Genomic DNA, 23,816 nt, shown 5'->3' with positions numbered 1-23,816 from the left:
GAAGCCCGGGCGGAAGGTCGATCCCGCCACCGCGGGCGACGCCTCCGACGGTGCTGTTCTCGGGCTCTGGCGAGGCCTGAAATCCTCGAGCGGACCTCACTGATCGCCGTCTTCGCCTTTGGAGGTGATCTCGGCGGCGCGCCTCTCGCATTCCTCGGCAAGGCCGGTGAGACGCTCGACCGTGTCCGGATCCGTGATGGAGGCAACAAGCCTCCGGCACCGTTCGGCCTGGGCCAGCAATTTGGCTCTCTCATTCTCCATGGAAGATAACGACCGCTGCTCACTGCAGTTGCTGGCCGTCTGCGCCAAATCCGCGAGCTCAAATCGCGCAGCATGTGAGAACCAGTAACATCCTTGGTGAGCACCGAAGTTGGGCCACAGGGGTGAACAAGTGCGTGCGGATTCCATCCAAACGGCGAATTCATCCTATTGCACCGAACGACCATCCATGGCGTGCCTACACGTACTGCACTGAACTCCATAGGGGACCACGCGGGACTGTAAATGTGCTGGCGTCCACTCGAGTCCAATCAGGAGCGCTACACTTACTGTCTTGATCGCCCATTGCTCTGAGAAAATGATCGCTAAGTTCAACACCTCCTGTTGCGAGCGGGAAATAGCCTAGTGGCAAGGCAAGAGATGCTCGATCGATCACCTGACCGATGCCGAGCGGACTTGGGGTGTGAACCTTGAAGCTCTCCCAATCTTGGTGGGGAAGGTCAGGGTGGGCTGGATCAGCAAAAATTGGCTGATTGCTCATCGGTTTACCTTCTTACCGTCGATGTTCGGCTGAGCGCATTCAGGCTGTGTGGCTAGGAGCCTGGCGCGGGTTTGCCGACGGGCAACCCAGGGCATTGTGCGACCATCGCCTTGCGGCCAAGTCGACGCCCCATCCGCTTTGCTCTTTGAAAGTCTCGGACACCCGTACGTTCCTCGAATTGGCTTCCTAGTAACGGGTTCGATCGTATCTGCCGAGGCGCGCGCAGCCCTAAAAGCTCTCGGTCAAGGCTTACGCTAGGGCCGCTCAACTGAGGTTGTGCCGATCGCTTCCGTGGGCGCTATGAAGTGGCATGGTTGGAGCGAGCGGTAGACCGGGAGCCTTGAATTCAGGGCCAAAACCGACGCGATAGACGCGCTTCGGCAACCGGGGGATTTAGGGTTCATCGACGTCTATATTTTAGCTGGCTGGTCATTCAGATATCGTCTGGGCCAATGACCAAGATTCTTGCGTTGGTGATCGCAATTCCTCCGTCGTCAACAAAGATGAGATTTGTCTCTCCGAGGTTAAAGGTTTCCAGTGTGACTCTGCTATCGTCGAGCGTGCGAACATTAACGATTTTCGGATCGCCGATCAGCACCTTCTTGAAAGGTCTTTTGAGCACGAGGGTCGTCGGAGCGCCGAGTCTAAGAGTGATTGTCTGATCAGCTGCGCAAGCGACGGAGATCGTAGTCAGGAGCAGGACCAATATCGTTATGCAAATTCGCACGCGAAGCACAGCAGCCGCCATGGCAATTACTCCGCCGTACTTTCATACGGGTGGCTTAGTGTTTGAACCAAGAAAGACCAACGTAGCGGCTCGACGCGCAGGTGGTCAGAATTAACGACGACGTGTTGAGTTCCACTCTACCCACTGCATCGGAAAGCAGCATTGGAGCTTCGACTTAATCGGAACTAAAGTCGCTGCGCAGGGACGTTAGAAACGCAATTACGATTGCTGTCCTCCATTTCCAGTGTGTGCAGGTGAGCGGCCTTACTTCCCCGGGCCCGTCGTTGATTGAGAAGCAATTCAACGCCCAGGAGCTCAAGGCGCAGTGGTGTCAAAGCCAAACACCTTTCATGCCAGAGAGTACGGCAATTAAAGAAGTAAGTAAGCCAATCGCGGAAAAAATAGCGACTGCGATTATTTGCTCAATCTCAATGGTCGTCGAACGGGCAGGTGTTCTCGCTCGAACGATCGTCGTCGAAATAGATGTCGGCATAAAACATATTCCCCAAAATGCCCGCCCCCGGCCTCGACGACCAGCGGAATGACCTGCTGGGCGGTCGGGATCTCATAGGGGTCTGCGCGTCGAAGCAATAGGTTCAACAACTCAAGCAGTTTTCTATCTCATATTCTGGAAAGGATCACGAATCGCCTTGGCGGGCCGTTATCGGTAGCGGTACCGGTTGGTCATAGCCTCCAGAAAGGCGGTCAGGACGAATCTCAAAAGCCTGATCGTTCCTAAGGACCTAGAGACGACAATCTTTATGAGACGGCGAATTACGGTGGCGCGGGTCGTCTGCGGATCGTTCGCAGCAATCCACGCATCGATTGCTGAAATCAAGGCCGAAGCCTGGAACCAATAGCTGTTTCACCCAATCGCGTGAGAGCGGCTGCAGGGCTCCAATTCCCCGGCGAATCCGAATACGTACGTAAAAGCAAGTGACCTGCGCCAAGCGCTTCGAGCGGGACGCGCCTCGCGCACGCTTAAGATATCGGTCTGCGGCAGCGAGCATGCGCTAACTGCGTAGCACAACCGCGAACCGACGCCGCCTAGCCGCAGGTCGAGTAACGCTGATTGGCACAAATCGAGGGCTTCGACTCATGATGGATTGCCCGCCAACAGTCGGCCCAACAGCGGTGATTCCCCGAGGTCGCAGATAGGCCATGAGAGACAATCAAGGTCAGCAGCGTTGGCCGCTCGCGAACTGAAATTCGGCCTCGATCTCTACTGGTCCGCCGGTGTCTCCGAGACTGCGTTGCACTTCTTCACGGACCGCGTCGCGGACCGATTGAGGGAGCGAGATATAGGCTTGTCCCGTCGAGGCGCCGCCACGTTCAAAAGGACCGAAATAAGCGTCAAAAGAAGGTAATCTAAACCGATGGGCCTGCCGAGAAATTTCGACGTCCTGAAACCCTGCACTTAAGAAAAGCTTTCGAAGGTGAGCCGCGTCTCCTAATGCAAATGTCCTTGCCGTCGCCTCCCTGATCATCGATAAGTGCTTGGCTATGACTGCGTTGATCCGGCCGTTGTAGGACCGCTCAGGCACGGTAAGAACCGAAACCGCTGCGCGCCCGCCCCGACGAAGCACTCGCGAGAACTCGGATAAACCGCGCAAGGGATCGGGGAAAAACATCAGCCCAAGGCTGCAAACCAGCGCATCGAAACTGTTATCAGGAAATGAGAGAGACTGGCCGTTCTCCACGGCAAAGGTAATGTTTCCTGCCGGACTCAGGCGTTGCTTGGCCTTCTCGACCATCGCTTCGGATAGGTCGGCGGCAACGACATGACCCGTTGAGCCAACTGCGCGCAAGCATTCCGCCGCCGCCAATCCAGTTCCCGTCGCGATGTCGAGGACTTTCGTGCCAACCGCGACACCTGCGGCACTCAGGAGAAACGGCAAGAAGTGGCTTGATACGTGGGCAAACGCCCTATCGTACTCAGCAGCGGCGTCATCATCGTACGCGAGCTCTTTTGCCATGGCGCACTCGACCTCGTGTGCATCAGGTCAGGACCAGAGAAATCAGCGGGGACAAGAAAGCATAATGACGGTGTGCCTCGCAAGGTCGACTCCCAGCCGAACTGAACCCAACGGCGCATCTGAACAGTCTCGGTGTTCTCTCACGAACAGACGCCATCTAACCAGCCGGTTAATTCAGTTCGTGCTATTAGGAAAGGTGGCGGCGACCATCTGCCAGGTTGAAAGTTGGCTGCCCAGAATTGTGCTTAAACGTCATCGATCTTCTTCAACGACCCAGCCTTGGCGGGGACTATTGCATACTTCGCCACGGCGCCCCGCCGAAGCGCTCGGTCAAGAAATCAAGGAAAGCCCTGACCTTTGGGGTTCGTTGCCGACCCGGTGGCAACAACGCCCACAACGGAAAGTTTTCCGGCTCCTGCAGGTCTTGCAGGAGTGGTTCGAGTAGCCCTTCTTGAATCGCGCGGGCAACTATATTATCGCCGAAGCGGATGATTCCGACCCCCTCGATTGCCAGCCGCAGCAGCATGTGTGCGCTGTCGGCGACGACAGGCCCCTTGACCTCTACTTCGACCCGCTTGCCGTCCGCTCGAAACGGCCACTTGTTGGCACCAGGAAAGTGGCTCAGTGTCAGACAAGCATGGCGCCTAAGATCGGATGGCTGAACGGGCCGACCATGGCGGGCGAGGTACTTTGGACTCGCGCATACGACCTGCGTTAGGTTGACGATCTTGCACGCAACCGAGGTCGAGTCGGTTAGTTGCCCCACACGCAACGCGACATCAATATTGTCATCTATCAGGTCGACTGATCGGTTCGTAATCAGGAAATCGAACGTGATGCGAGGATAGCGCGCAAGAAAATCAGGTAACGCGGGTGACAGATGGTCGACGGCGAAGGTTGGAAACGCGTGAACCCGAAGCTGTCCGCGAGGCGATACGCGAGTCGTAGCGATCTCGGCCTCCACGGCTTCAATGGCACGAAGAATGTCCCGCGAGCGTTCAAGATAGATCTCTCCCTCCTGCGTCAATGCGAGGCGCCTTGTGGTTCGATTTATGAGTCGCACGCCAAGGCGAAGCTCCAACCGCGTGATTAGCTTTGAGACCGCGGAGGGCGACAAGCCGACGTCCTCGGCCGCGCCAGCAAAGCTTCCGCGCTCGATCACGCGTTTAAAAATGCACATCTCATGTGATGAGCCGATCATATTCAAGAAAATAATTCACGAGTGAACGGAATCAAGCACTTATTATCGCGCAAAGATATATGAATTAGACCTCAACGTCGACACGGCTTCGCCGGTCGCTCAGGCGAAGCGCCTAGAGGCTTTTTCATGACCTTCTCCCGAAGAGAAATTCTGAAATTTGCCATTGCTGCGACGGCAGTCACCAACCTGTCGTTCGTGCGGACAGCGAGCTCGCAGCCCTATCCTGCTCGATCCATACGAGTGATTGTCCCGGTCGCGGCTGGCGGCTCGGTCGACGTCATTACCCGTCTGATCGTCCAACACCTATCGGAGAATTGGGCGAGCCAAATTCACGTCGAAAACCTCCCGTCCGGCGCCGGCAACGTGGCAGCTGGCGTCGCTGCCAAGGCGCCATCCGATGGGTATACCGCACTTACCGTTACCACGGCGCTGGTGATTAACCCTGGCCTGTACGCCAACTTGCCATACGATCCGGTCAAGGATTTCGCGCCAATCACTTTGGTGGGGTCCTCATCTCATGTGCTCATTGTTCATCCATCGCTTCCAGCCACGAACGTGAGCGAGCTCGTGTCGTTGGTGCGAGATAATCCCGACAAGTACAGCTACGCATCGCCAGGTACGGGGCAATCAGGTCAGTTGGCAGGTGAAATGTTCCGGCTCGAATGCGGGCTCAATCTCGTGCATGTGCCATTCAACGGCGCTGTGCCGGCCATCACGTCCACAATTGCCGGACATACGCAAATCGCATTCATGTCTCTGGCTGCTGCTGCAAGCGCCATCAACGGCGGCAACCTGCGCGCGCTCGCGGTAACCAGTAGGATGCGTTCAGAGGTGTTTCCTGAAATCCCAACGATGGCGGAGGCGGGCATCCCAAACCAGGAATCCTCCTTCTGGCAAGGCATAGTGTTTCCGGCGGGGACGCCGAGGGAGATCATTCTTCGTTGGCACGACGACATCGTCAACATCATCGCGCTGCCCGACGTGCGGCAACGCCTGACGGCGATGGGCTTCGAGCCGGCAGGAAACAGTCCGGAGGAATTTGGCGCACTGATCGAATCAGAAATCCCAAAATGGCGGAAAGTCATTGAGGGCGCGAAAATGAAAATCTGATCGGTGAGTGCAGCACGGACCTTATTTATCTTGCGAAGGAGGGATTTGGTGGGGAGCCGTTTTGAAGAGGTGATTACAACGCAACAGAGATTGCGGAAGCTAAGCAAACAACCGAGCCAAAGAGCCATCAGAAAAGTCATCAATTTCGTCGACGAGATTTGTCAAAGATTCATTGCGTCTTGCCCATTCGTACTCGTCGCCTCTCGAGGGGCTGACGGGCGCATCGATCTCTCGCCGAAGGGTGATCCACCCGGCTTCGTGAGAGTGTTGGACGAGAAAACGTTGGCGATACCGGACCGTCCGGGAAACCACCGCCTAGACACCTTTCAAAACCTGTTGGCGCATCCGGAGATTGGATTGCTTTTCCTGATTCCAGGCAACGGGGATACCTTGCGTGTCAGCGGCAAGGGAATAATTGTGCGCGACAGTTCCTTGCGGTCCCGCATGGCGGTGAATGGCAAAGAGCCGGAACTCGTCCTTGTAGTCGCTGTTGAGGAAGCTTTCATGCATTGCCCCAAGTGCGTCGTGCGATCTCAGTTGTGGGTCCCCGAACATTGGCCGGATCGTTCAAACATACCTACGTTGGCAGAGGCTGTTGTGACGCACGCGAAGCCAACTGAGACAGCAGCAGAAGTGCGAGCTATTATCGATCACCACAACGCACACCTATATTGAAGTCTCGCCGCAGTTTCGCAGCGTCATGAGATCGGTCGAGAACGGAGCAGCTAACGTCCCATCTCCCTGATACGGCGGTCCTATGCGGCTTTCCATACCTCTTCGCCCGCCGGCCACAAGCAGACTTGCGCTCCGCGGCAATCCGCTCTCTATTCGATCAGCTCGTCGTAAGTGTGATCGGGATAATTAGGCGCAACGCTGGCGGTCTTGAGATTGATGATCAGCTCATATTTCGCGGGCGCCTGGACCGGGAGATTAGCAGGTGCCTAGCCTTTGATGATGCGGTTCACATACGGCGCCGAAGGTGGCGGTCGCCTCGCGAAAACCGGAGTTCATGGAGCTGAGCCATTGTCTGGCTTAGTTGGGCAATCCGTCGTCATCGCTTTTGCGGTTAGGAAGGTATTTCATGGCGGGAGCCGGCGAGGACGTATCGACCCACAAAGGCTCTATCTGCAGTAGCGTACTTTGTCGGACCTGGCACTAACCCAGGAGGTTACATTGACTAGTCCCACCTCAGAACGACCGCGGGCTCTTATCACTGGCGCTTCGTCTGGAATGGGCTGGGTGTACGCAGAATACTTGGCACTTGAAGGCTATGATCTGGTTCTGGTAGCTCGTCGGCGAGAACGGCGTGTTGAGCTCGCAGAACGACTGAAGTGAGGGAATGGAATTCCGGCCGACGTGGTCTGTGCCGATCTGACCGACCCAGATGATTTGGCGAAAGTCCAGAAGCTGGCTGGCGGCGACGAAGCGCTTAGGCCGCTAATAAACAACGCTGGTTTTGCGGGTACCGACCGTTCGTGTCAATTGATCCCAAAGTGATTGACGATCTCGTCGATATTCACGTACGCGCGGTTGCGCGACTTTCGCGAGCGGTAATGCCGGGCATGGTTCGACGGAGCAAAGGTGCGGTCATCGACGTAGGATCACTCCTTCCAATCAGTGCAGTGTTGGCGGCAAAATCCGCTGCCGTCGCGCGCGACCTACGCTGGAGCAAAAGCGTTTATCTTGGCTTTCACCCAGGCGCTTGCAGGCGAGCTTTAAGGCACTGGGGTCGATGTGCAGGCTTGCCTCCCGGGCCGCGTTAGTACTGAATTCCATGTGACGCACGGCATTGACACCAGCAAGCTTCCCCTCCGATGACGGCGGAAGACGTTGTCACTGCTTCATCAGCTCTTTTGCGCCAAGAGATCGTTTGCATCCCAGCGCTTGCCGTCCAGCGTTGTTTGGCGAAAGCGGACCGTGCGAGGCTGAGGGGGAAGTCAGCCGCGGGGCCAATAGCTGACTCATGCACCGCAGCAAAGAACGATATGTCTATTCGATCACTTCATCGGCGCGGGCAAGCAGCGTCGGCGGTACGTCGATGCCCACCGCCTTCGCAGCTTTGAGATTGATCGCGAGTTCGAACTTGCTCGGTTGCTGGACTGGAAGCTCGGCGGGTTTTTCGCCGTTGAGAATACGGTTGATATAGTCCGCCGCCTGCTGGAAGAGTTCGGGAATGCTGATGCCATACGAGATTAGCCCTCCTTCGACGACAAAGCTGCGAAGGGCGTACGCTGCTGGCAAGCGGTAACGAGCCGCCAACCCTACGATCAATTTGCGATGCCCAGCGATAGTCGGATCGGGTGGGACAATGAGACCACTGCCAGGCTCCCTGGCCATTAGCTCTGCGGCAGCCTCAATCTCTGTTGCGCTCCGAATCGGAATTGCGGCCAGCTCCAGCCCAAATTCTTTCGCCCTAGCGGCAGCAGCGTTGGCGAGAAGTACCGAACCCGAATTGTTGGGATTAAGTAAGATAGAGACTCGTGTCACGCGCGGTGCGACCTCCGTAAGTAACTCCAGCCATTTCGGCCCGAGCGTGGGCTCAACGGTGCTGAAGCCCGTCATGTTGCCAGCGGGATGCGCAATGCTTTGAACGAAACCTTCAATGACCGGGTCGCTTGAGCCAATGAAAACTATTGGTACCGCTTTCGAGATTGACTGAGCCGCCCGCGCTGCCTGATCGCCGTTTGCAAGGATCACTTCAGGCGCGAATTTCATTAGGTTGGATGCCGTGGACTCAAGATCACCCACACCCCAACGGAAGTCGATCAAGAGGTTAGTTCCGGTCCGCCAGCCACTTGCCTCCAGGCGATCACGAAAGGCTCGCGCTCGAAGCTGCCCTTCCTCGTCGTTCTCCATGAATTGCATAAGCACGCCAACGCGTCGCATTCGCCGCGATTGCTGTGCGCACGTCGCAGACGGCCGCGCCGCCGCCGCACCGAAAAGGAACGTGATGAAATGGCGGCGCTGCATGTCCGGCCCCAACATTAGGAGACAGCATTTTAGGGTTTAAATCGATCACTTTGAAGGGCAGCTGGGCGTCTTTCATTTCTCAGTTTGGTCAAAATGCGAAGAACTTAAGGTGAGCAAATGGTGCGGTATGCTTCCGTGACCTCGTGGAAACGTGCTCCACGTCGCCAATCGGCCAAATCTGTAGACGGACCGCGATAAACCGCACAGGCACTATTCGATTAGCTCGTCAGCAAGCAGCAGGATTGACGGGGGTATTGTCAGCCCGAGAGACTGCGCGGTCTTGAGATTGACGACAAGACGGAAGCGGGTCGGCTGTTCAAGCGGCAGATTGGCGGGCCTCTCGCCTTTCAGGATGCGCTCCACCAAACTCGCCCCGCGCTGAGCGGTCTCTACCTCGTCGGGACCATAGGACATGAGACCTCCGTCGCGCACGAAGATATCCGCCTCATAGATGGCAGGCAAGCGATGCCTCGCCACAAAGTCAAAGACGCGCTTGCGATTGAGAGCGGTGAGCGCGTCCGCGACCATCAATAACCCATCTGGCATGGAGCGTTCCATGCTCGCAAACGCATCTTCGAAATCATCGGGCTCGCGCACGCCCAATGCCATCACTGTGATGTTCAACGTCTTCGCTGCGGCCGCAGATGCTTCGTAGCGCGCGGTCATCCCGGGGTTACTTGCATTCCACAGCAACGCTACGCGCTGAAGTCGGGGCGCCGCGTTCTTCAACAATTCGAGGCGCTTCGGTGCGAGCTCGGCTGCGACATCGGAAATACCCGTTATGTTTCCTCCCGGCCGATTGAGACTGGCGACGAGATGCGTTTGCACGGGATCACCGGTGGCAAAGATCACTGCCGGAACCGTACTGGTACCCTCCTTCACTGCAGCAGCCACAGGATAGCCGATGGCGATTATGACGTTGACCTTCGCTGCAACCAGCTCAGCTACGAACCCCGGTAAGCGGTCGAAATGTCCTTCGGTGGCACGTTTGACCAGCTCGAAGCCGACCCCAAGAATAAAGCCATTCTGCGCGAATTGTTGAGTTAGTTGGTCCGTGAGCCTGCCGGGATAAGAGTCCGACGCGAAGCTTCCTCCGCTTATGACGCCGACGCGGTAGAGCTTTATCGTCTGCCCGAACCCAGCCACTGGCCACGCGAGCGGCCAGACTGCTACACCCCCTAAGGTTAAAAGCAACTGGCGTCGTTTCATCGCGGTACCAAGGACCTGAGTGATGACCGCCTCAATGTAGCACGACCCGGTATCGGCCGGGCATGATTTCGCTGCCTGAAAGTTTCGGTTTGGCGCTCAGCCGCAAACTTCCGCTCTGCCCCCATGAGCCGATATCTGGTTGCACAGCGTCAACGGTAGCGATGGGATGCCAATAACGGACATGGCGTAAGGCGCTGGCTGGGGGCGCTAGGAGAGCTAAATTACGATGCCCTTCACCACCCAGGCAGTCGCTGCATAAGAACGAGGCCCATCTGTTTCACCATCGAGATAGGCTGACTGAACGGCGTCGCGCAGCTTCGCTTTCGCAGGGCGCTCAAGCGAACAGACAAATTCGGCTACTGGACCCTCGCTGCCCTCGGCTGGCAGCCAGAAATCCTCGAAGGAGGAGAAGTCCATCCGAATGGTACGCATGTCCTGCACGACATTGTCTAGTCCGGCATCGCGCCAGGCATGTGCCAGCTCGTCGGGTCGGCTCAAAGGCCGTGTGTAGGCGCGCGCCCGCATGGCACGGCCGCGCGGATCGAGCATTGCAGCAGCGTCAAAGATGATCCGAAAGGCAACAAATCCCCCGCGCGTGTCCCATGTCGCGGCGGCGATCGTCCCGCCCGTTCGCGTCACCCGGCGCATCTCGCGTACCGCGAGGCCTATATCCGGCGTAAACTGTAGCGCTAGCATCGAAATGGAGTGATCGAAATAAGCGTCCGCGAATGGCAACGCGCAGGCATCGCCGACCTCGAAGTTCAAGCGGGCATCGTCATTCTTACGTTTGGCGTGTTCGATATAAGCAGGCGACAGATCGATACCGCTGACGCTGCTGATTCCGGGATTACGGACAAGGGAAACGCTCAGATTTCCAGTGCCGCAACCGACATCGAGCACATGCCTTCCACGACTAATGCCGGCGAAATCGATCAGCAATGGCGCAAGCCGCCGGCTCCAACGTCCCATCTGCAATTCGTAAGCATCGCCGTCGGTAGCCAGAAACGGCGACGTCGCAGCGTCCTTCATTGAGGCGCTCCCCCTATTGCGCTTTCAAACCGGCAGTGCGCACAAGCTCGGCATCGACGCCAATCTGCTTTTTGACGAAGGAATCGAAGGTCGCGGGCGTCATCTCCATGGGCTCGATACCGAGTGCAGCCAGCTTGTCCCGCACTTTGGGCTCGGCTAGCGCTTTGCGCGTCTCCCGCGCAAGCTTCTCGACTATCACGCCGGACGTCTTAACGGGCACAAAGACCGCGATCCAGAATGAATATTCAGCATTGACGAAGCCGGCTTCTGAAAGCGTAGGCACATCCGGGATTGTGGGCAAGCGTGCCGGCGTATTGACCGCCAACGCAGCAAGCTTGCCGTCACGCACGAATGGAAGCGCAACGGCGATCGGAGCTAGAAAGTAATCGATACGGCCGGCCATCATTTCGCCCAGTATCTCCGGCGCAGCCTTGAATGGCACGTGTACGGTCTCGATCCCCGCACTGGCGTTAAACCTGACTGCGCTCAAATGGGTCGCGGTGCCAACGCCCGCGGACGCGAAATTGAGCGACCAGGGTGTAGCCTTGGCAGCTCTAACGAGATCGGAAGCGGTCTTGAAACCCTTCACTGAAGATGCAAGCAGTACGCTCGGTACGACGCCAAGGGGCGCGACCGCGGCAAAATCGCGAGAAACGTCGTAGTCGAGGCTAGAAAAAAGCGATGGCGCGATAGTATGCGCGGAAGAATTAGCAAGCAATGTGTAGCCGTCGGCATCTGCCTTCGCGACGGCGTTTGCGCCGATCGTCGCTCCAGCGCCTGGCCTGTTCTCAACGATGATCGGTTGCCCAAGTTGGATCGAGAGCTGTTCGAACACAATACGTGGAACGATGTCGGTCGTCGTGCCCGCACCAAATGGCACAATCACGTGCAAGGGCCTAGTTGGCCAGTTCTCGGCGTTGGCCGCGGAGGCCGTCAGGGCCACAGCAAACGTGGCGGATACGAGCAGCCGATGTGGTTTCATGGCATCACCGATGGTTTTCGTTCGCTTGGGACGAAGCATGGATAGTCTCGGGGAAACAAAGATAGACGTCCAATATCTAATCTATCTTGGATTCTATGCCTTTGCGGCATAGACTACCGTCATGGATATTAGGCACGCCCGAACGTTTGTCGCCGTCGCTGACTTCGGCACGGTCTCAAGGGCCGCGCTTCAGCTTCGCATCGCGCAGCCCGCGCTTTCGCGACAGATTGCGAATCTGGAACGGGAGTTTGGCCTGAAACTGTTTGATCGCGCGCGCGGTCGCCTGGTGCTTACGGGCGAAGGAGAGCAATTGCTCGGAGACTGCCGCGTGTTACTCAATCAAGCCAACGCCATCGGCGAGCGCGCCCAACTGTTACAGCGCGGAGAGACCGGCGTGTTGCGACTGGCTGCTTCGCCGCAATTTATCGAAGGCGTCGTTTCGCCGTTCTGGCGCCAATATGCCGAGCGTTATCCTGATGTCCGACTGATGATGACCGAGGCGCTTGGCTGGTCTCACACCCGCGCGCTTCTGGAGTGCGGCGAGATTCATCTCGGCCAAAACCTTCTCAACGCAGTGGCGGCCGACGACAAACGCTACGCGAGCTTCACCCTGAAACCCGTGGACCATCTCGCGGCCTTTCATCCGAAGCTTGCTATCAGAAAGTCGGCGGCGATCGAGATTGCTCATCTCGCTTTCCATCCGTTGTTGCTGCTGGACAATAAATTTATCTTCCGCCGCACATTTGACGCGGCCTGTCGGCTTGCCCGTATTGAGATGAACGTCAAATTTGAGAGCCAGACCCCGCATACCCTATTGGCCATGGCTGAGGATGGACACGGCATCGCAATCATCCCGTCTGCCGTGCGAGCAAAGAGGTACATGCTGCGGATCGCCCGGGTCACCTTCCAAAATAAGCCACTGCGCGAGCCGATCGCGATATTCTGGGATCGGCAACGTACCCTGCCGCGCTATGCGAAAGCCTTCTGCTATATGCTTGCGGACTACATGAAGGTTGCCTTTCCGGTGACCCGCCCGTCTGAACCGAAGCAGGATAAAGGGAGTGCACACAGTATTTAAACGCGGACAGGCGGGCGACGGACGCCTATGTCCGAATGGGGGTCAAAGACCACCCTTGTCGGCTGGCATGACCTTGATCGGCTCATTTTCCGGAAGCTGACGTCGCAACGTTCTTAGCTTCGGTCAGCCACGGGCCACGAGCCTCCATATCCTTTACGCCGCGTCGCGCCACTCATGTACCCTCTACACCAGCTGCCTATCGAGACATGAGACCAATTGTTTCAGGCCGGAAACTGTCCGGTATTCGAGGCTCGCGCCTCCGTGAGTTTTAGCCAGACCGACCCTCCGGAAAGACCGGTTAGGGACGTCAGCGGCGAGCTGTGTCAACGTCGGGTTCGCGCGGCATCTGGAGTGGCCGCTCCCCGAACGTCTGGGGCTGGGCTTAGCCAGTTGCCCAAGCTGGCCTCAATCAGAGGTGCCGCCATTTCGCGCTTTGGCCGTCAGCGGTGATCGTGAGCCGAAGCCATAGACCTTCGCTTTCAGTTCGCCTTCACCCTGAAGACTATATTGCTCAGTCGCCGGATGCTCTTTGAAAGCGGCTTTAAGCCTGCTCCGATGATCGCGAAGAACATCATCAACCAAGCCGCAAGCGCGGCAGACCACAATACGACTTCCAGTGTCGCAGGCATTGCCCCTCCCAGGAAATAAATGATCAGAATTGGCCAGAGTTTCTCTGAACAAGGGCGCTGTGACAAGTTATCTTAAAAGTAACAGGCCCGCGAAAATACTCGTCCTATTTTATCTCGCGTTCGCCGGAAGCCCAGTTCACAACTCCGACCGTCACCGTTCAAGGACATGAGCAACCGCTCGACCGCTACACACCTGTGAACGCGTCGGCTTGTAACGATCGATCCGATGCCATTTGGGACCGTCGGCTTGCTCATAAAAGTGCAGCAGCGTTGACCCACAAAATTCGCAATGCGCTTGAACTTTTGGGTGATCGTCGGGACGCATAGTGAACGGCCTCACAGGGCGCGTCCGCGATTGCAGGTAAGGTGAGGATCGAATTTGCAAGGAGAATGAAATCTCACATGCTGGAGCTTTCCCATGGATTATTTCAGTGAGGATTCCGCGCACGTTACCAATGACTTTTCGCTAAGCGAACCTGCTGCTAACACTTACGAAAACGGGGTTACTCACAGGCGTTGGGCGAAAGCCGTGCTGGCCTTCTACGCCTTCTTGTTCTTGGCTGGTGGGATCGCGATTGGTGTCTACCAGAGCACGACCACGGCAGTCGGCGTAGAGCAACACGCTACCTTGCGCGCCGGCAACCGATCCGCCCACTAAGATCTGACGCATTTTACAACGGGAGCCATTCGCCGTCATCTCAGCGCGCCCATTAAGGGCCAAACTGGAAGGAGGACCTAAGTCATGGCAACCACAGTCTATACTCACAACACATCATCAGCGCAGACAACAAGAGATTACGACGGATGGATCATTGCCGGCTATTGCGTCTTGGGAGCGATCGCGCTTGCTGCGATCTATTTTGCGGCAGGTGGACCGGGAAATGGGGGGGCTGCTCTCGCTACTATGGCTGCTATGCCTTGATTTGACGCCTCATGATGCGATTGCTTTTTCGAAACGGCATCGACGATTCCGATCATGGAATTCACGGAAAATTCGTCGCATCCGGTTTTCTACACATCAGAAGCTTTAACAGGAGCGACCTGACCCCAGTAAACGGCCATGGCTCGTCCTCTAAGGATAATGATTCAAATATACGAGGCGCGGTAGCCGCGCCTCGGTCGGCTTTCAAATCATGATTAGCTTCCCGGAGGACTATACGAGGAGCGCAGCTTGGCAGCGTTCTGCCGAACCTGCTTGATTTCGTCCTGTGTGAACAGCCGAGTGAGTTTTACGTTCTGTAGCGTGCCCGCAGTGACGGTCAGACCAGAAATGGCCGGAGCCGCACTTGGATCAGGTACGTCGAAAATTACCATGACGCTCGGGCCTTCAGATGCAAAGCTGTAGAACGACAGAAGCTTTCCTCCAGCAGCTTCGATGAGCTTTTTCGCTGCTTCCTGTCGATCAGTTGTCGGCTTCTCCAGAATGGCGTTAAGCGCGCGTGGCGTATATTGTCCGGTAAGGCAAAAATGCATGAACGCCTCCTTTTGAGGTTGTGGCAGTAACCATCCATCCCGATCCGAGCTAGTTGTCACGGGCCGCCGCGTTCAAAATGTCGCAAGTAGAGTGCCCGCCGCGGGCATAAACGCCGCCAATAATTTCCGAGATTTCGGCACATCCCGGTAGCGACTCTGCCGCTAAGATACATCAACTGCCAAGTTAGCGAAAGTGAGTAGCGAAACATCGGCACGACTGGCGCGCCCAAACCGCACGCCCGGCCTTACTATTCAGCGTCGCGGAGCCTCGAAACGCAGCAAATGGTTTTCCGCCAGTTCAACCTGAAGTCAGTTCGGCGCGGCTACGGGCCTTCTGTGGAGGTGCAACGACGCTGACCTTTCCCGAGGCAATTGAACCTTTGCGCAAGGCCTCGGACCAACAGTGAAGCGGTTCACACGGTTTCAAGTGGACCAAGAGTAGGATGAGTGCGGAATTTGTGGTGGGAATATCTTCTAATCCAAGAGAGGGGAAATCCCATGAAGAGAATGTTTCTGATGGTGACCGCCATTTCCAGCATTGGAAACGTGGCCGTCAATCACGCCAACGCATGCGCACTGCAGCGCCCAACTTTTGAAGTTACAGGCTTCCCGATCTCAGGGCATCAAGTAGCGGTGCTTGGCTCGGCCCAGGTGGAGGAGAGCGCGGCTGCACCGACGCTCATGTTAGCTGGGATGCCGGCTTCTCCCAGTCAGATTGAACTTCTGACGCCACGCCCGAAAGCAAAGAAAATAGTCGAGGCTTCAGCAGATGCCAGCCTGCTCACCGTTGGTGTGGCGAGACCGAGCTCGCGCAGAAGCACGGGAGAGACATCGTGCAGCTCAGAGTGATCTAGGGATCACGCAGTATCTTGCGCCCCGCCTCCGGGCGGGCCTTTTTTTGCGTTTGCACGTGAGCGGCAGCCTTACTGGGATCGCATCGATTGCAGAAAATGCACGATCTTCTTTCGATCCTCAACGGACGCAAGACCTCCGTAGGGAGCCATTTTATTCCCGGGAACGACCTCATCTGGATTGGCTATGAAGCGCGCAAGTTTTGCTTCATCCCAAATGAAATCACTGTCCCTCATCGCTGCCGAGTAATTGCACTCCGACAGCGATCCCGCTCTCCTTCCAATAATCTGGTGCAAGTTAGGACCAAGACGATTGTCGTCCTTTTGGATCGAATGGCAAGTTCGACAAGCGTTGTTGAATAACTGTTGCTCTGCGAGAACGTCCTGAGCCGAAAGCGAAGACGACGATAGCAGGATTGCGCTCGATATCACGAGGCCCAGCCGGCCGATGCGCTTCATGCCAACCTCCGGTCGTCCGCGAAGGACGACTGAAACCGCCGCCTGAGTCACTCCAGCTTATAACGGAAGGCCGTCATCAACCGGCCATCTGCCTCCTGTCGGCCCCGGGTCAAGACGGCGGTCGGCCGAATCGAGACCGACGGCTGGTTGACCGCCAACAGCGGACCTATGGGGCGGACCCAGGGGCCTCATCGCCTGCGAAATAGGACAGTAAGACGTTCAGTATTTTCCCGGATTATCGAGTCTGTGTGAACGTCTGAGCTGGCTCTTGCCGGGGCTGGATTTCCACCGAACAAGCATTCGACCGGCAAGGAGTCGTTCTCCAAGCGCCCCTTTCGCTATCCCACGATCCGATAGCGCTTAGGCCGCTTCTTCCTCGGCTCCGCCGTCGGCCTGCCGGCGTTGATCGCCCGCATCACGCCGATCCGCGCCAACAGGGAGCCCTTTTGAAGTTTGAGGCTGGTCATCCCGAAGGCCGGATTTTCCTATGAACAAGTCGACATTGGTCTCGATGCTCCCTTTCCAAGCTGGCGATGCACTAGCGTCGTTCGAGGATTATCGCTCGCAGGCGCGAGCCTGCGATCTAACATCGCGTTGTCGGAGTTTAGAAAAACTGCTACATTTCGACTGATTTGCAGAAGCTGTTTCCAGTCGGAGTATTTCCATGGCTAGGCGAGCAGTATCCCGCGATGATTTTAGAGGCTTGTTCGCGCTCTTTGCATTCGCCGCACGACATAATGAAAATCACAAAGGTGCGTCTCGGCTGCTTCACCTGTTCATGTCCAGCCGACAGATTCCTGATGACCTTCTCGATCTGTGGTCAGAGCGCGCCGAAGCCGTTGGCTTTGAAGCTGTAGGCGACCAACTCTGCCGATGCGCTCACGCGGTGGCCGATGGAAATTCAACATACGACCATGCGAGCGCATTCTTGCACGCGTTGCTCAAAGCGCTTGATCAAACACAGCATTGAACCCTCTCCGATCTGCAACTTTGCTCACCCTTCAGTTGGCGAAACCTGTCGATTGAAAAAAGCCACTTCGGGGTGCATGTTAAACAGATGCAAGTGCAATGCTCCAAATGTACAGTGATCGTCTCCATTGGTGCCACCAAGTGGTTCTTTGACGGCGGCGAATGCCGGGAGCTTCGTGGTACTGAGGCGGGCGATGCCAAGGCATATGAAAACTGCCCCTTCCTGATAGAAGCGGTGTCCAAAGCCGAGAAGAATTTCGTTAGCCGCCCTCAAAAATAGATCCCAAGTGGCGGCCTTGGCCAGTGCTCACCAAACGCACCATCGGCGTCCGCGACTACTCGATGCAACCTCGATGTCTGATGCCGCCCGCCGAGCGATTGCCAACATCGAAAATGCTCAAGTCATGCGCACTGGTCGAGCTTTCTACGAAAACATCATCATAGAGCGGCCCAATCACGCCGCCCGCGCTAGCTAGAGGGTGCGTACTCATAAAATCTGCTGCTAAGTGTCGCGCCCGGCTCTGGAGGTTGCGGATATCTTCCGCGACCGTGGTCCGGCATGGCGGCACGCCCCATGCCGGCCACGTCAGCCTCGACCGGTCGAAGGTGATGTGGGCGATCGAGAACTGCCGCACGACAGCGCTCGGCGGCCATGTCGCGCGCTGCGAGGACTGCGCCTACACGTCCATCGCCTACAACTCCTGCCGCAACCGGCACTGCCCGAAGTGTCAGGGCGCCGCGGCCAAGCAGTGGCTCGCCGATCGCGAAGCCGAGTTGCTGCCGGTGCCGTATTATCACGTCGTGGTCACGCTGCCGGCTCGGATCGCCGACATCGCCTACGACAACAGGGCCGTCGTCTACGATCTGCTGTTCAAGGTCTCGGCCGAGACGATGCTGACGTCGCCGCAGACCCGAAGCATCTGGGCGCCAGGATCGGCATCACGTCCGTGCTGCATACCTGGGGCTCGGCCATGACCCATCACCCGCATGTGCACATGATCGTGCCGGGCGGCTGCATCTCGCCTGATGGCCAGAGCTGGGTGTCATGCCGGCCGGGGTTTCTTCCTGCCGGTGCGAGTGCTCTCACGCCTGTTCCGGCGCTGTTCCTGGAGCGGCCTTGCAGCTCTCCACCAGGCCGGGCGCCTTAGCTTCTTCGGCAACTCATCTCGCCGGAGCACAATCATTCACCGCATTGCTTGCAGCGGCGCGCAAGACGGAATGGGTCGTCTATGCCAAGCGTCGGCGGGCCACATGCCGTGCTAGCTTATCTGTCGCGCTATACCCACCGCGTCGCCATCCGCCAACAGCCGCCTGATCGCCCTCGACCAGCACGGTGTCGCCTTCAGATGGAAGGATTACCGCATCTGTTCGTGAGAATGAGCCGATCGAGACCGTCAGCGACACCGACAAGCCACCCTGTCCATGCTGCGGCGGCCGCATGATCGTCATCGAGGTGTTTGAGCGAGGCGCAATGCCTCGCCACCGACCGACCGCGCCAACCAACCAGCGTCATCAGGATCGACACCTCATGACGCCACATCTGCCATTCTGCAAAGCTGCTCGTCATGCCCGCCGCTCATCGAACGGCAACGGCGGAGCGCACCAAAACGCTCATAGCTCGTCGCCGATCCGTCGATCATCGATCGCGTTCGAGGCCGCCCACCGCCCATTCAATGATCCCGACAGCGTCGTGCCGCTCGCTGCACCGGTTCGAGCTCCATCAGCCGGCTCGCCTGCAGCGCTAAAATCCCCATAGAGCTTGGCGCACCATCCCCGCCCACCATGCGCGGTTTCCTCCCTTGGAGGCTTTCGGACGCCGGCCGCCCCAATACGCCGCGCCGTCAATCATGCGACCGGCATCCGAAACCCTTCACATAAGCGGGCTGGTTGTATCCCGACATTCACGTATACTCGTGGCCGCTTCCAGGCTGATGGTCGGAGTTTCCTTGAATCAAAGGAGCTTTTGTCATGACGAAAAGCGATATTACCCGCCGCCACATACTTCGCAGTGCCACGAGCGCTGGTTTCGTGGCTGCATCGCCCACCGTTACGGTGCATGCGCAATCGGCACCAAAGACCTTCGTCTTTATTAGCGGAGCTTTTTGTGGAGGTTGGATATGGCGCCGTGTCACCGACCGGCTTGAACAAGAGGGGCACAAAGTCTTCGCTCCGTCGCTCACGGGTTTGGCCGAGCGTTCGCATTTACTGAGCAGGGACGTCAATCTGGACACCCACATCGCCGACGTCGTCAACCTGATCACATGGGAAAGTCTCGAGAACTTCTGCCTCGTGTCGTGGTCACCTTGCAGGCTATGTAGGTTCGGGCGCACTCGAAAGCATCGCGATCGCGTTTCAGCGATCGTATGGCTCGATGCCTTCATTCCAGCCGACGGAGAGAAGGCGGCGGACACTGCAGCCGAGGCGGTCCGCAAAGGTACCCAAGCCGCCACCGACAAGGGCGAACCTGGCGTTCGCGGATTGGTGAAGATTTCGTCCGACGCCGTCGTTGCCGAGCGAGATCGGGCATTCGAATCCAAAGCTACACCGCATCCGGTTGGCGCTTATCTCCAGCCGATCAAACTTACCGGTGCTCTCCAAAAGGTGGCAAAGAAGACATACATCCGCCTCCCAAAATATCCCCTGCCATCCTTCGATAGAGCGCTGGCAGATTGTAAGAGCGACAAGTCTTGGACCACACTCGAACTGCCGGACGTTGGGCACATGGTTATGCTCGATGCACCTGATCGCTTGAGCGATTTAATACTGCAAGCTGCTTGAGATCGACCTCACGTGCGTGTGGCCGCGCTGAAGTACGTGGTGTGCGTTGGTTTCACGAGCCGCCCTCGGCAGGCTGCTTCAGCTTAGTCGGCCCATCTCCCGGAAGCAGACATCGCGGCTCTTCCAGCGAAGGTCAGCACCGTGCTGAAATCACCGAATAGATAAATAAAAAGGCCGCCCAGTGAGACGGCCTTAGTTCTTTATAATCAGCTTGGGGGAGTCCTCCGCCGTTGCCTCGACGTCAACAGGCGGGAGTTCCTCAGTGCGGTCTTGCAGGTCTGCCGCGCGCTGAACCAAGCCGGCCGCAACCATAGAATCTTTGGTTGTTTTTGCCATACGTCGCTGCGGCCTCACGGTCAAAATAGTGAAATCGCGGCACAGAACTCAACCGTTCGACGACAGGTTTGCCAATAAAGGATGATTCAGCAGCCGCGATTCCGTTCCGGCTACGTCAAAAAATGCTCTCGTGGCGCGCGACTAAACCCGCTCTCGTGACAAAAAGGCCCCAGCTCGCTTTAATTTGGGGGGCATGGAGCTGGGGCCATCGGGGTCGCCCTTGGGGGAGGGCACCAGGAAAACTTGGCAATTGTCAGAACGTTCCTGTCTCAGAGACGCGCCGCGGCGACGTGGCCCCCGTTCCCCCATCGGAACAAAAGCGCTGTGTGTACTTTGTAACACTCAGCGGGGCTAAAAGGGGGAAGATGTGCAACCGGAACTTCCGACCATCCTGGTGATCGAAGACGAGGATACAATCCAACTCGTCGTTGAAGACGCTCTCACGGAGGGCGGCTTTCAAATTGCGACAGTAAAGACAGGGGAGGAAGCCGTCACGCTTCTGAAGGGTGGTCTCACGCCCTACCGAGCGCTGGTCACGGACGTCAATTTGCTAGGGCGTCTCGATGGCTGGGAAGTCGCAAGAGCCGCACGTGAGATCGACCCGCATTTTCCCGTGGTTTACATGACAGGCGGCGCCGCTGATAAGTGGCCGGTACTCGGTGTCCCAAACAGCATTCTGCTCCAAAAACCCTTTGCCCCGGCGCAAGTGGTTTCGGCTGTTTCCCAGCTCCTAAACCAGGACTCGCAGCAGAGGGGTCCCGCCTGAGGAACCCAAACCGTGTCTGCTTCAATCCTCCTCATCGAAGATGAAGCGCTTATTCGAATGATGTTGGTCGAAATGATCGAAGAGGTAGGGCATTCAGTCGTTGCGGAAGCGGGCGATGCCAAGAAAGGTGCTATTCTTGCAGCGGATGCTGACTTCGATCTCGCGATCCTGGACATAAATATCGGCGGCAATACTGTCGAGCCGATCGCCTCCGCGATTGCTGGTCGAGGCAAGCCTTTTTTCTTTGTTAGTGGGTATGGATCGTCCGGAGTGCCTCACGCATTTAGAGGTACTCAAGTGGTGAGAAAGCCTTGCTTACTTTCAGAGTTGCAGGCCGCCATCGAGACAACACTGTCGCAGCAGAGCAACAAACTCGGACCGATCTAGCCGATACACTCTCGCTAATCGTGAATCGCTGGGCTTGTTGTGGTGGTTTGTTACGGGCCAGCAACGGGCATCGCGGCGCACTCCTACCTTGGTCCGCTCTCTCCCTTTCAAAGCCGACATCACGGCGCCTGAGCTGGTGGACAGCTAAAGGCCGATTTTGTTGCAGAAGTCGGCAGTGACCGGTGATGTGGTTCGGCCATTTCACTTGGGGTAACGGGGCTAGTCCCGCGACCCCGACGCTCTCTACGCAACTTTTACGCTACGAAGTACACGATCTTCTTGGGCTGATGCCGCGACCGTTCGAAGCCCTTGTTGCCTTCCAACGACCGGGCAACGTCTCGGGCATGCTCACGGATATCGCGTGGGATCTTGCGTGATGGCTCCTTTGGACAGCACTGCGGTTTGAGTGGGCATGCATTGCAGTCGAGCTTGCTTGCGCGATACAGTAGGGTCTTGCCCTCGTGCACGGTACCGCTCGTCCCAAGCCGCTTTCCGCCCGGGCAGTGGTAGACGTCGGTGGTCGGGCCATATCGAAAGTCGCAGCGCGAGAAGGTGCCATCATCCCGCTTCGACTTGTCGAACACGGGGATATGTGGCGCGATGCCCTTCTCCTCGACCAGCCAGTTCAGCAGTGACCGCCCGCGCAGCGAGGTCCGCCACGACCGCGATTCCGATCGTCTATGCGGTGGTCGTACACCCGGCCAGGGACGAACTCGCGGGTCCTTCGGGCGACCCCTTGGCGAATATGACAGGCGTTACGACCTTCGACGATGGCCAGGCCGCGGCCCAGATCGCGCTGGCTCCGCCAAATCAATCCCGACCTTGCGAGGATCGCGTTTTTGTCCGACGCAGCCGTCTCCGGCTGCCTTCGCAACGCAATCATGCGCGCCGCGCAGAAAGCCGGTCTGCACGCAATCGATGTACGCGTCAGCGGGCCTGAACCCGATCTTCAGACGGCCTTCGCCAGATTGCGGGAAGATGGCACGCAGGCTCTCTTGGGGCTGGAGAATCCGATCATCGGCGTTCATGCTGCCCAGATCGCGGAGCGTGCCCTGTCGCAGAACCTGCCGGCCTTGGTTGCGCTGGAGCAGGCCCGCGCCGGAGGCCTTCTGAGCTACGGAACAGCGCTTGGGCAAGCCACTCACCGCATGGCGGGCCAAGCCTGCCGCCTCCTCGAAGGCCGTGCCGCAACCGAGTTGCCGATCGAGACGTTGCGTTGCCCGGACTTGGTCGTGGACATGCGCGCTGCGCGCCGCCTGGGCCAAACGGTTCCGCCCCAAGTGCTGCGGCGTGCTGCCCGGATAATCCAGTAGCTGGAGTTTTCCAAAGGCTACAGTCGGCCAGCCGAACGGCGAAACCATTTCTCGGGGTCGCGACACATTCCTGAAACCGAACGGGAGCACCCTCTCCGCATTAGACCGGATGGGGATTTGGTCATGTGGACATTCATCGAAGTTCTTTATCGCGACTATTGCCTCGCCCGCCTGCAAGAGATGCGGAAGCTCGAAGCGTCGCGCTAGACTAGCCAGGGACAATACGAAATATCCCATCGCGTCGACCGTCCTGTCGGCGTTCGTGATCGGCGTCGCGATCTGGGCCGTCATGGGGCAGCCGCCGACTGACCATCCGAAGAAGCCCGTCTCTCGTCTTGTATCGAATCTCTAAGACGCTTCCCTCCGAACGGAGTAGGCAATGCAGGACCAAACCAATGATTTCAGGATCTCGACCGCATTATCCATGACGCGCGGCATCGCTGGACCGCCGACCTTCTCGGGTGGCTGACGCGGTTTCTTTCGGAACGCCGACGGGCGAAAGATGCGGGCCGAGCACGCCCTGCCGACCTCGCGCCGACAAGCCGATCCGCCGCAGGTCCCGTGCCCGGTTGATCGCCGCTCAAGCTGCGCGATCACAACACAGTACGGCAACGCGCTACCGTCGGCCCGGATTTGCGGGCAGCATTTCCGGGGCAGAAACGGAGAACGCGATATGAAACACCGTCGCCGATCAAGTCAGTGAGGGCGGGACCGGCGCCGCGATACGGTGCATGGACAATGTCGGTTACGCCGGACTCTAGCTTAGAAATTCCGCGAATTACGTCATAATTTCAATGACATATGAGTTCGTAG

Annotated in this window: 23 protein-coding genes and 2 pseudogenes; 13 read left to right on the top strand and 12 right to left on the bottom strand. The window is 57.5% G+C overall.

Annotated features, from left to right (window positions below):
• Nucleotides 1–96: 96 nt before the first annotated feature.
• The 4 genes from L6639_RS20105 to L6639_RS20090 form a co-directional block, all read right to left on the bottom strand.
• Nucleotides 97–240, bottom strand: coding sequence for a hypothetical protein (locus tag L6639_RS20105; RefSeq protein ID WP_237863327.1), 144 nt, complete (start codon nt 238–240; stop codon nt 97–99).
• Between the two features lie 953 nt (nt 241–1,193).
• Nucleotides 1,194–1,508 (bottom strand): pilus assembly protein N-terminal domain-containing protein, encoded by a 315-nt coding sequence (locus L6639_RS20100; RefSeq protein WP_237863326.1) that lies wholly within the window; start codon nt 1,506–1,508, stop codon nt 1,194–1,196.
• Nucleotides 1,509–2,665: 1,157 nt separating this feature from the next.
• Nucleotides 2,666–3,463 (bottom strand): methyltransferase domain-containing protein, encoded by a 798-nt coding sequence (locus tag L6639_RS20095; protein WP_237863325.1) that lies wholly within the window; start codon nt 3,461–3,463, stop codon nt 2,666–2,668.
• A 289-nt stretch (nt 3,464–3,752) separates the two neighbouring features.
• Nucleotides 3,753–4,664 carry a LysR family transcriptional regulator gene (locus L6639_RS20090; RefSeq protein WP_237863368.1) on the bottom strand — a complete coding sequence of 304 codons (912 nt, stop codon included), beginning with the start codon at nt 4,662–4,664 and terminating at the stop codon, nt 3,753–3,755.
• Between the two features lie 126 nt (nt 4,665–4,790).
• On the opposite strand from L6639_RS20090, the gene L6639_RS20085 reads away from it, so the two are divergent.
• The 3 genes from L6639_RS20085 to L6639_RS43485 all read left to right on the top strand — a co-directional run bounded on the left by L6639_RS20085 (nt 4,791) and on the right by L6639_RS43485 (nt 7,109).
• On the top strand, nt 4,791–5,774 hold the full coding sequence (locus L6639_RS20085) for a Bug family tripartite tricarboxylate transporter substrate binding protein (protein WP_237863324.1): 984 nt from the start codon (nt 4,791–4,793) through the stop codon (nt 5,772–5,774).
• 48 nt (nt 5,775–5,822) lie between these two features.
• Nucleotides 5,823–6,449: an MSMEG_1061 family FMN-dependent PPOX-type flavoprotein gene (locus L6639_RS20080; protein ID WP_237863323.1), complete on the top strand. Its 627-nt coding sequence runs from the start codon at nt 5,823–5,825 to the stop codon at nt 6,447–6,449.
• Between the two features lie 465 nt (nt 6,450–6,914).
• Nucleotides 6,915–7,109 (top strand): SDR family NAD(P)-dependent oxidoreductase, encoded by a 195-nt coding sequence (locus L6639_RS43485; protein WP_377818809.1) that lies wholly within the window; start codon nt 6,915–6,917, stop codon nt 7,107–7,109.
• A 654-nt stretch (nt 7,110–7,763) separates the two neighbouring features.
• On the opposite strand, the gene L6639_RS20075 is transcribed toward L6639_RS43485, so the two are convergent.
• From L6639_RS20075 to L6639_RS20060, 4 genes are all read right to left on the bottom strand, one after another.
• Nucleotides 7,764–8,744, bottom strand: a complete 981-nt coding sequence (locus L6639_RS20075) for an ABC transporter substrate-binding protein (RefSeq protein WP_237863322.1) — start codon at nt 8,742–8,744, stop codon at nt 7,764–7,766.
• Between the two features lie 210 nt (nt 8,745–8,954).
• Nucleotides 8,955–9,953, bottom strand: a complete 999-nt coding sequence (locus tag L6639_RS20070; RefSeq protein ID WP_237863321.1) for an ABC transporter substrate-binding protein — start codon at nt 9,951–9,953, stop codon at nt 8,955–8,957.
• A gap of 216 nt (nt 9,954–10,169) precedes the next feature.
• The gene (locus tag L6639_RS20065) at nt 10,170–10,982 is read right to left on the bottom strand and encodes a class I SAM-dependent methyltransferase (RefSeq protein WP_237863320.1); all 813 of its coding nucleotides are present in this window, start codon (nt 10,980–10,982) and stop codon (nt 10,170–10,172) included.
• 13 nt (nt 10,983–10,995) lie between these two features.
• Nucleotides 10,996–12,003 (bottom strand): Bug family tripartite tricarboxylate transporter substrate binding protein, encoded by a 1,008-nt coding sequence (locus L6639_RS20060; RefSeq protein ID WP_237863319.1) that lies wholly within the window; start codon nt 12,001–12,003, stop codon nt 10,996–10,998.
• An 82-nt stretch (nt 12,004–12,085) separates the two neighbouring features.
• On the opposite strand from L6639_RS20060, the gene L6639_RS20055 reads away from it, so the two are divergent.
• Nucleotides 12,086–13,042, top strand: coding sequence for a LysR family transcriptional regulator (locus L6639_RS20055; RefSeq protein ID WP_237863318.1), 957 nt, complete (start codon nt 12,086–12,088; stop codon nt 13,040–13,042).
• Between the two features lie 479 nt (nt 13,043–13,521).
• Here the strand turns inward: L6639_RS20055 and L6639_RS20050 are convergent, their stop codons facing one another.
• A complete protein-coding gene (locus L6639_RS20050) occupies nt 13,522–13,671 on the bottom strand; it encodes a hypothetical protein (protein ID WP_237863317.1) in 150 nt (49 codons plus the stop codon).
• Nucleotides 13,672–14,089: 418 nt separating this feature from the next.
• Between L6639_RS20050 and L6639_RS20045 the strand changes: the two genes are divergently transcribed.
• On the top strand, nt 14,090–14,329 hold the full coding sequence (locus tag L6639_RS20045; protein ID WP_237863316.1) for a sigma-E processing peptidase SpoIIGA: 240 nt from the start codon (nt 14,090–14,092) through the stop codon (nt 14,327–14,329).
• A 479-nt stretch (nt 14,330–14,808) separates the two neighbouring features.
• Here the strand turns inward: L6639_RS20045 and L6639_RS20040 are convergent, their stop codons facing one another.
• A complete protein-coding gene (locus L6639_RS20040) occupies nt 14,809–15,144 on the bottom strand; it encodes a GYD domain-containing protein (protein WP_237863315.1) in 336 nt (111 codons plus the stop codon).
• A gap of 498 nt (nt 15,145–15,642) precedes the next feature.
• Here L6639_RS20040 and L6639_RS20035 point away from each other — a divergent pair, with 498 nt between their 5' ends.
• The gene (locus tag L6639_RS20035; protein WP_237863314.1) at nt 15,643–15,993 is read left to right on the top strand and encodes a hypothetical protein; all 351 of its coding nucleotides are present in this window, start codon (nt 15,643–15,645) and stop codon (nt 15,991–15,993) included.
• A gap of 74 nt (nt 15,994–16,067) precedes the next feature.
• Here L6639_RS20035 and L6639_RS20030 read toward each other — a convergent pair whose 3' ends face one another.
• Nucleotides 16,068–16,454, bottom strand: coding sequence for a c-type cytochrome (locus L6639_RS20030; RefSeq protein WP_237863313.1), 387 nt, complete (start codon nt 16,452–16,454; stop codon nt 16,068–16,070).
• Between the two features lie 664 nt (nt 16,455–17,118).
• Between L6639_RS20030 and L6639_RS20025 the strand changes: the two genes are divergently transcribed.
• The 6 genes and pseudogenes from L6639_RS20025 to L6639_RS20000 all read left to right on the top strand — a co-directional run bounded on the left by L6639_RS20025 (nt 17,119) and on the right by L6639_RS20000 (nt 21,690).
• Nucleotides 17,119–17,424 carry a hypothetical protein gene (locus L6639_RS20025; protein WP_237863312.1) on the top strand — a complete coding sequence of 102 codons (306 nt, stop codon included), beginning with the start codon at nt 17,119–17,121 and terminating at the stop codon, nt 17,422–17,424.
• A gap of 114 nt (nt 17,425–17,538) precedes the next feature.
• Nucleotides 17,539–17,703: a hypothetical protein gene (locus L6639_RS20020; protein ID WP_237863311.1), complete on the top strand. Its 165-nt coding sequence runs from the start codon at nt 17,539–17,541 to the stop codon at nt 17,701–17,703.
• Nucleotides 17,704–17,929: 226 nt separating this feature from the next.
• Nucleotides 17,930–19,179: pseudogene (locus L6639_RS20015) on the top strand (IS91 family transposase).
• Between the two features lie 212 nt (nt 19,180–19,391).
• The gene (locus L6639_RS20010) at nt 19,392–20,201 is read left to right on the top strand and encodes an alpha/beta fold hydrolase (protein ID WP_237863310.1); all 810 of its coding nucleotides are present in this window, start codon (nt 19,392–19,394) and stop codon (nt 20,199–20,201) included.
• Between the two features lie 703 nt (nt 20,202–20,904).
• The gene (locus L6639_RS20005) at nt 20,905–21,303 is read left to right on the top strand and encodes a response regulator (RefSeq protein ID WP_237863309.1); all 399 of its coding nucleotides are present in this window, start codon (nt 20,905–20,907) and stop codon (nt 21,301–21,303) included.
• A gap of 12 nt (nt 21,304–21,315) precedes the next feature.
• On the top strand, nt 21,316–21,690 hold the full coding sequence (locus L6639_RS20000) for a response regulator (RefSeq protein WP_237863308.1): 375 nt from the start codon (nt 21,316–21,318) through the stop codon (nt 21,688–21,690).
• A 272-nt stretch (nt 21,691–21,962) separates the two neighbouring features.
• Here the strand turns inward: L6639_RS20000 and L6639_RS43480 are convergent.
• Nucleotides 21,963–22,322: pseudogene (locus tag L6639_RS43480) on the bottom strand (IS5/IS1182 family transposase); the annotation flags it as partial.
• 138 nt (nt 22,323–22,460) lie between these two features.
• Between L6639_RS43480 and L6639_RS19990 the strand changes: the two are divergent.
• Entirely contained in the window at nt 22,461–23,003 is a 543-nt protein-coding gene (locus L6639_RS19990; protein WP_276576242.1) for an ABC transporter substrate binding protein, read from the top strand.
• The last annotated feature ends 813 nt before the right edge of the window (nt 23,004–23,816 follow it).

Origin of the sequence: Bradyrhizobium zhengyangense (assembly GCF_022012555.1) — a bacterium.
In the GTDB taxonomy this organism is placed as follows: Bacteria; Pseudomonadota; Alphaproteobacteria; order Rhizobiales; family Xanthobacteraceae; genus Bradyrhizobium; species Bradyrhizobium zhengyangense.
The sequence above is the reverse complement of the archived record's forward strand: the minus strand, read 5'-3'. Positions and strand labels throughout refer to the sequence as shown.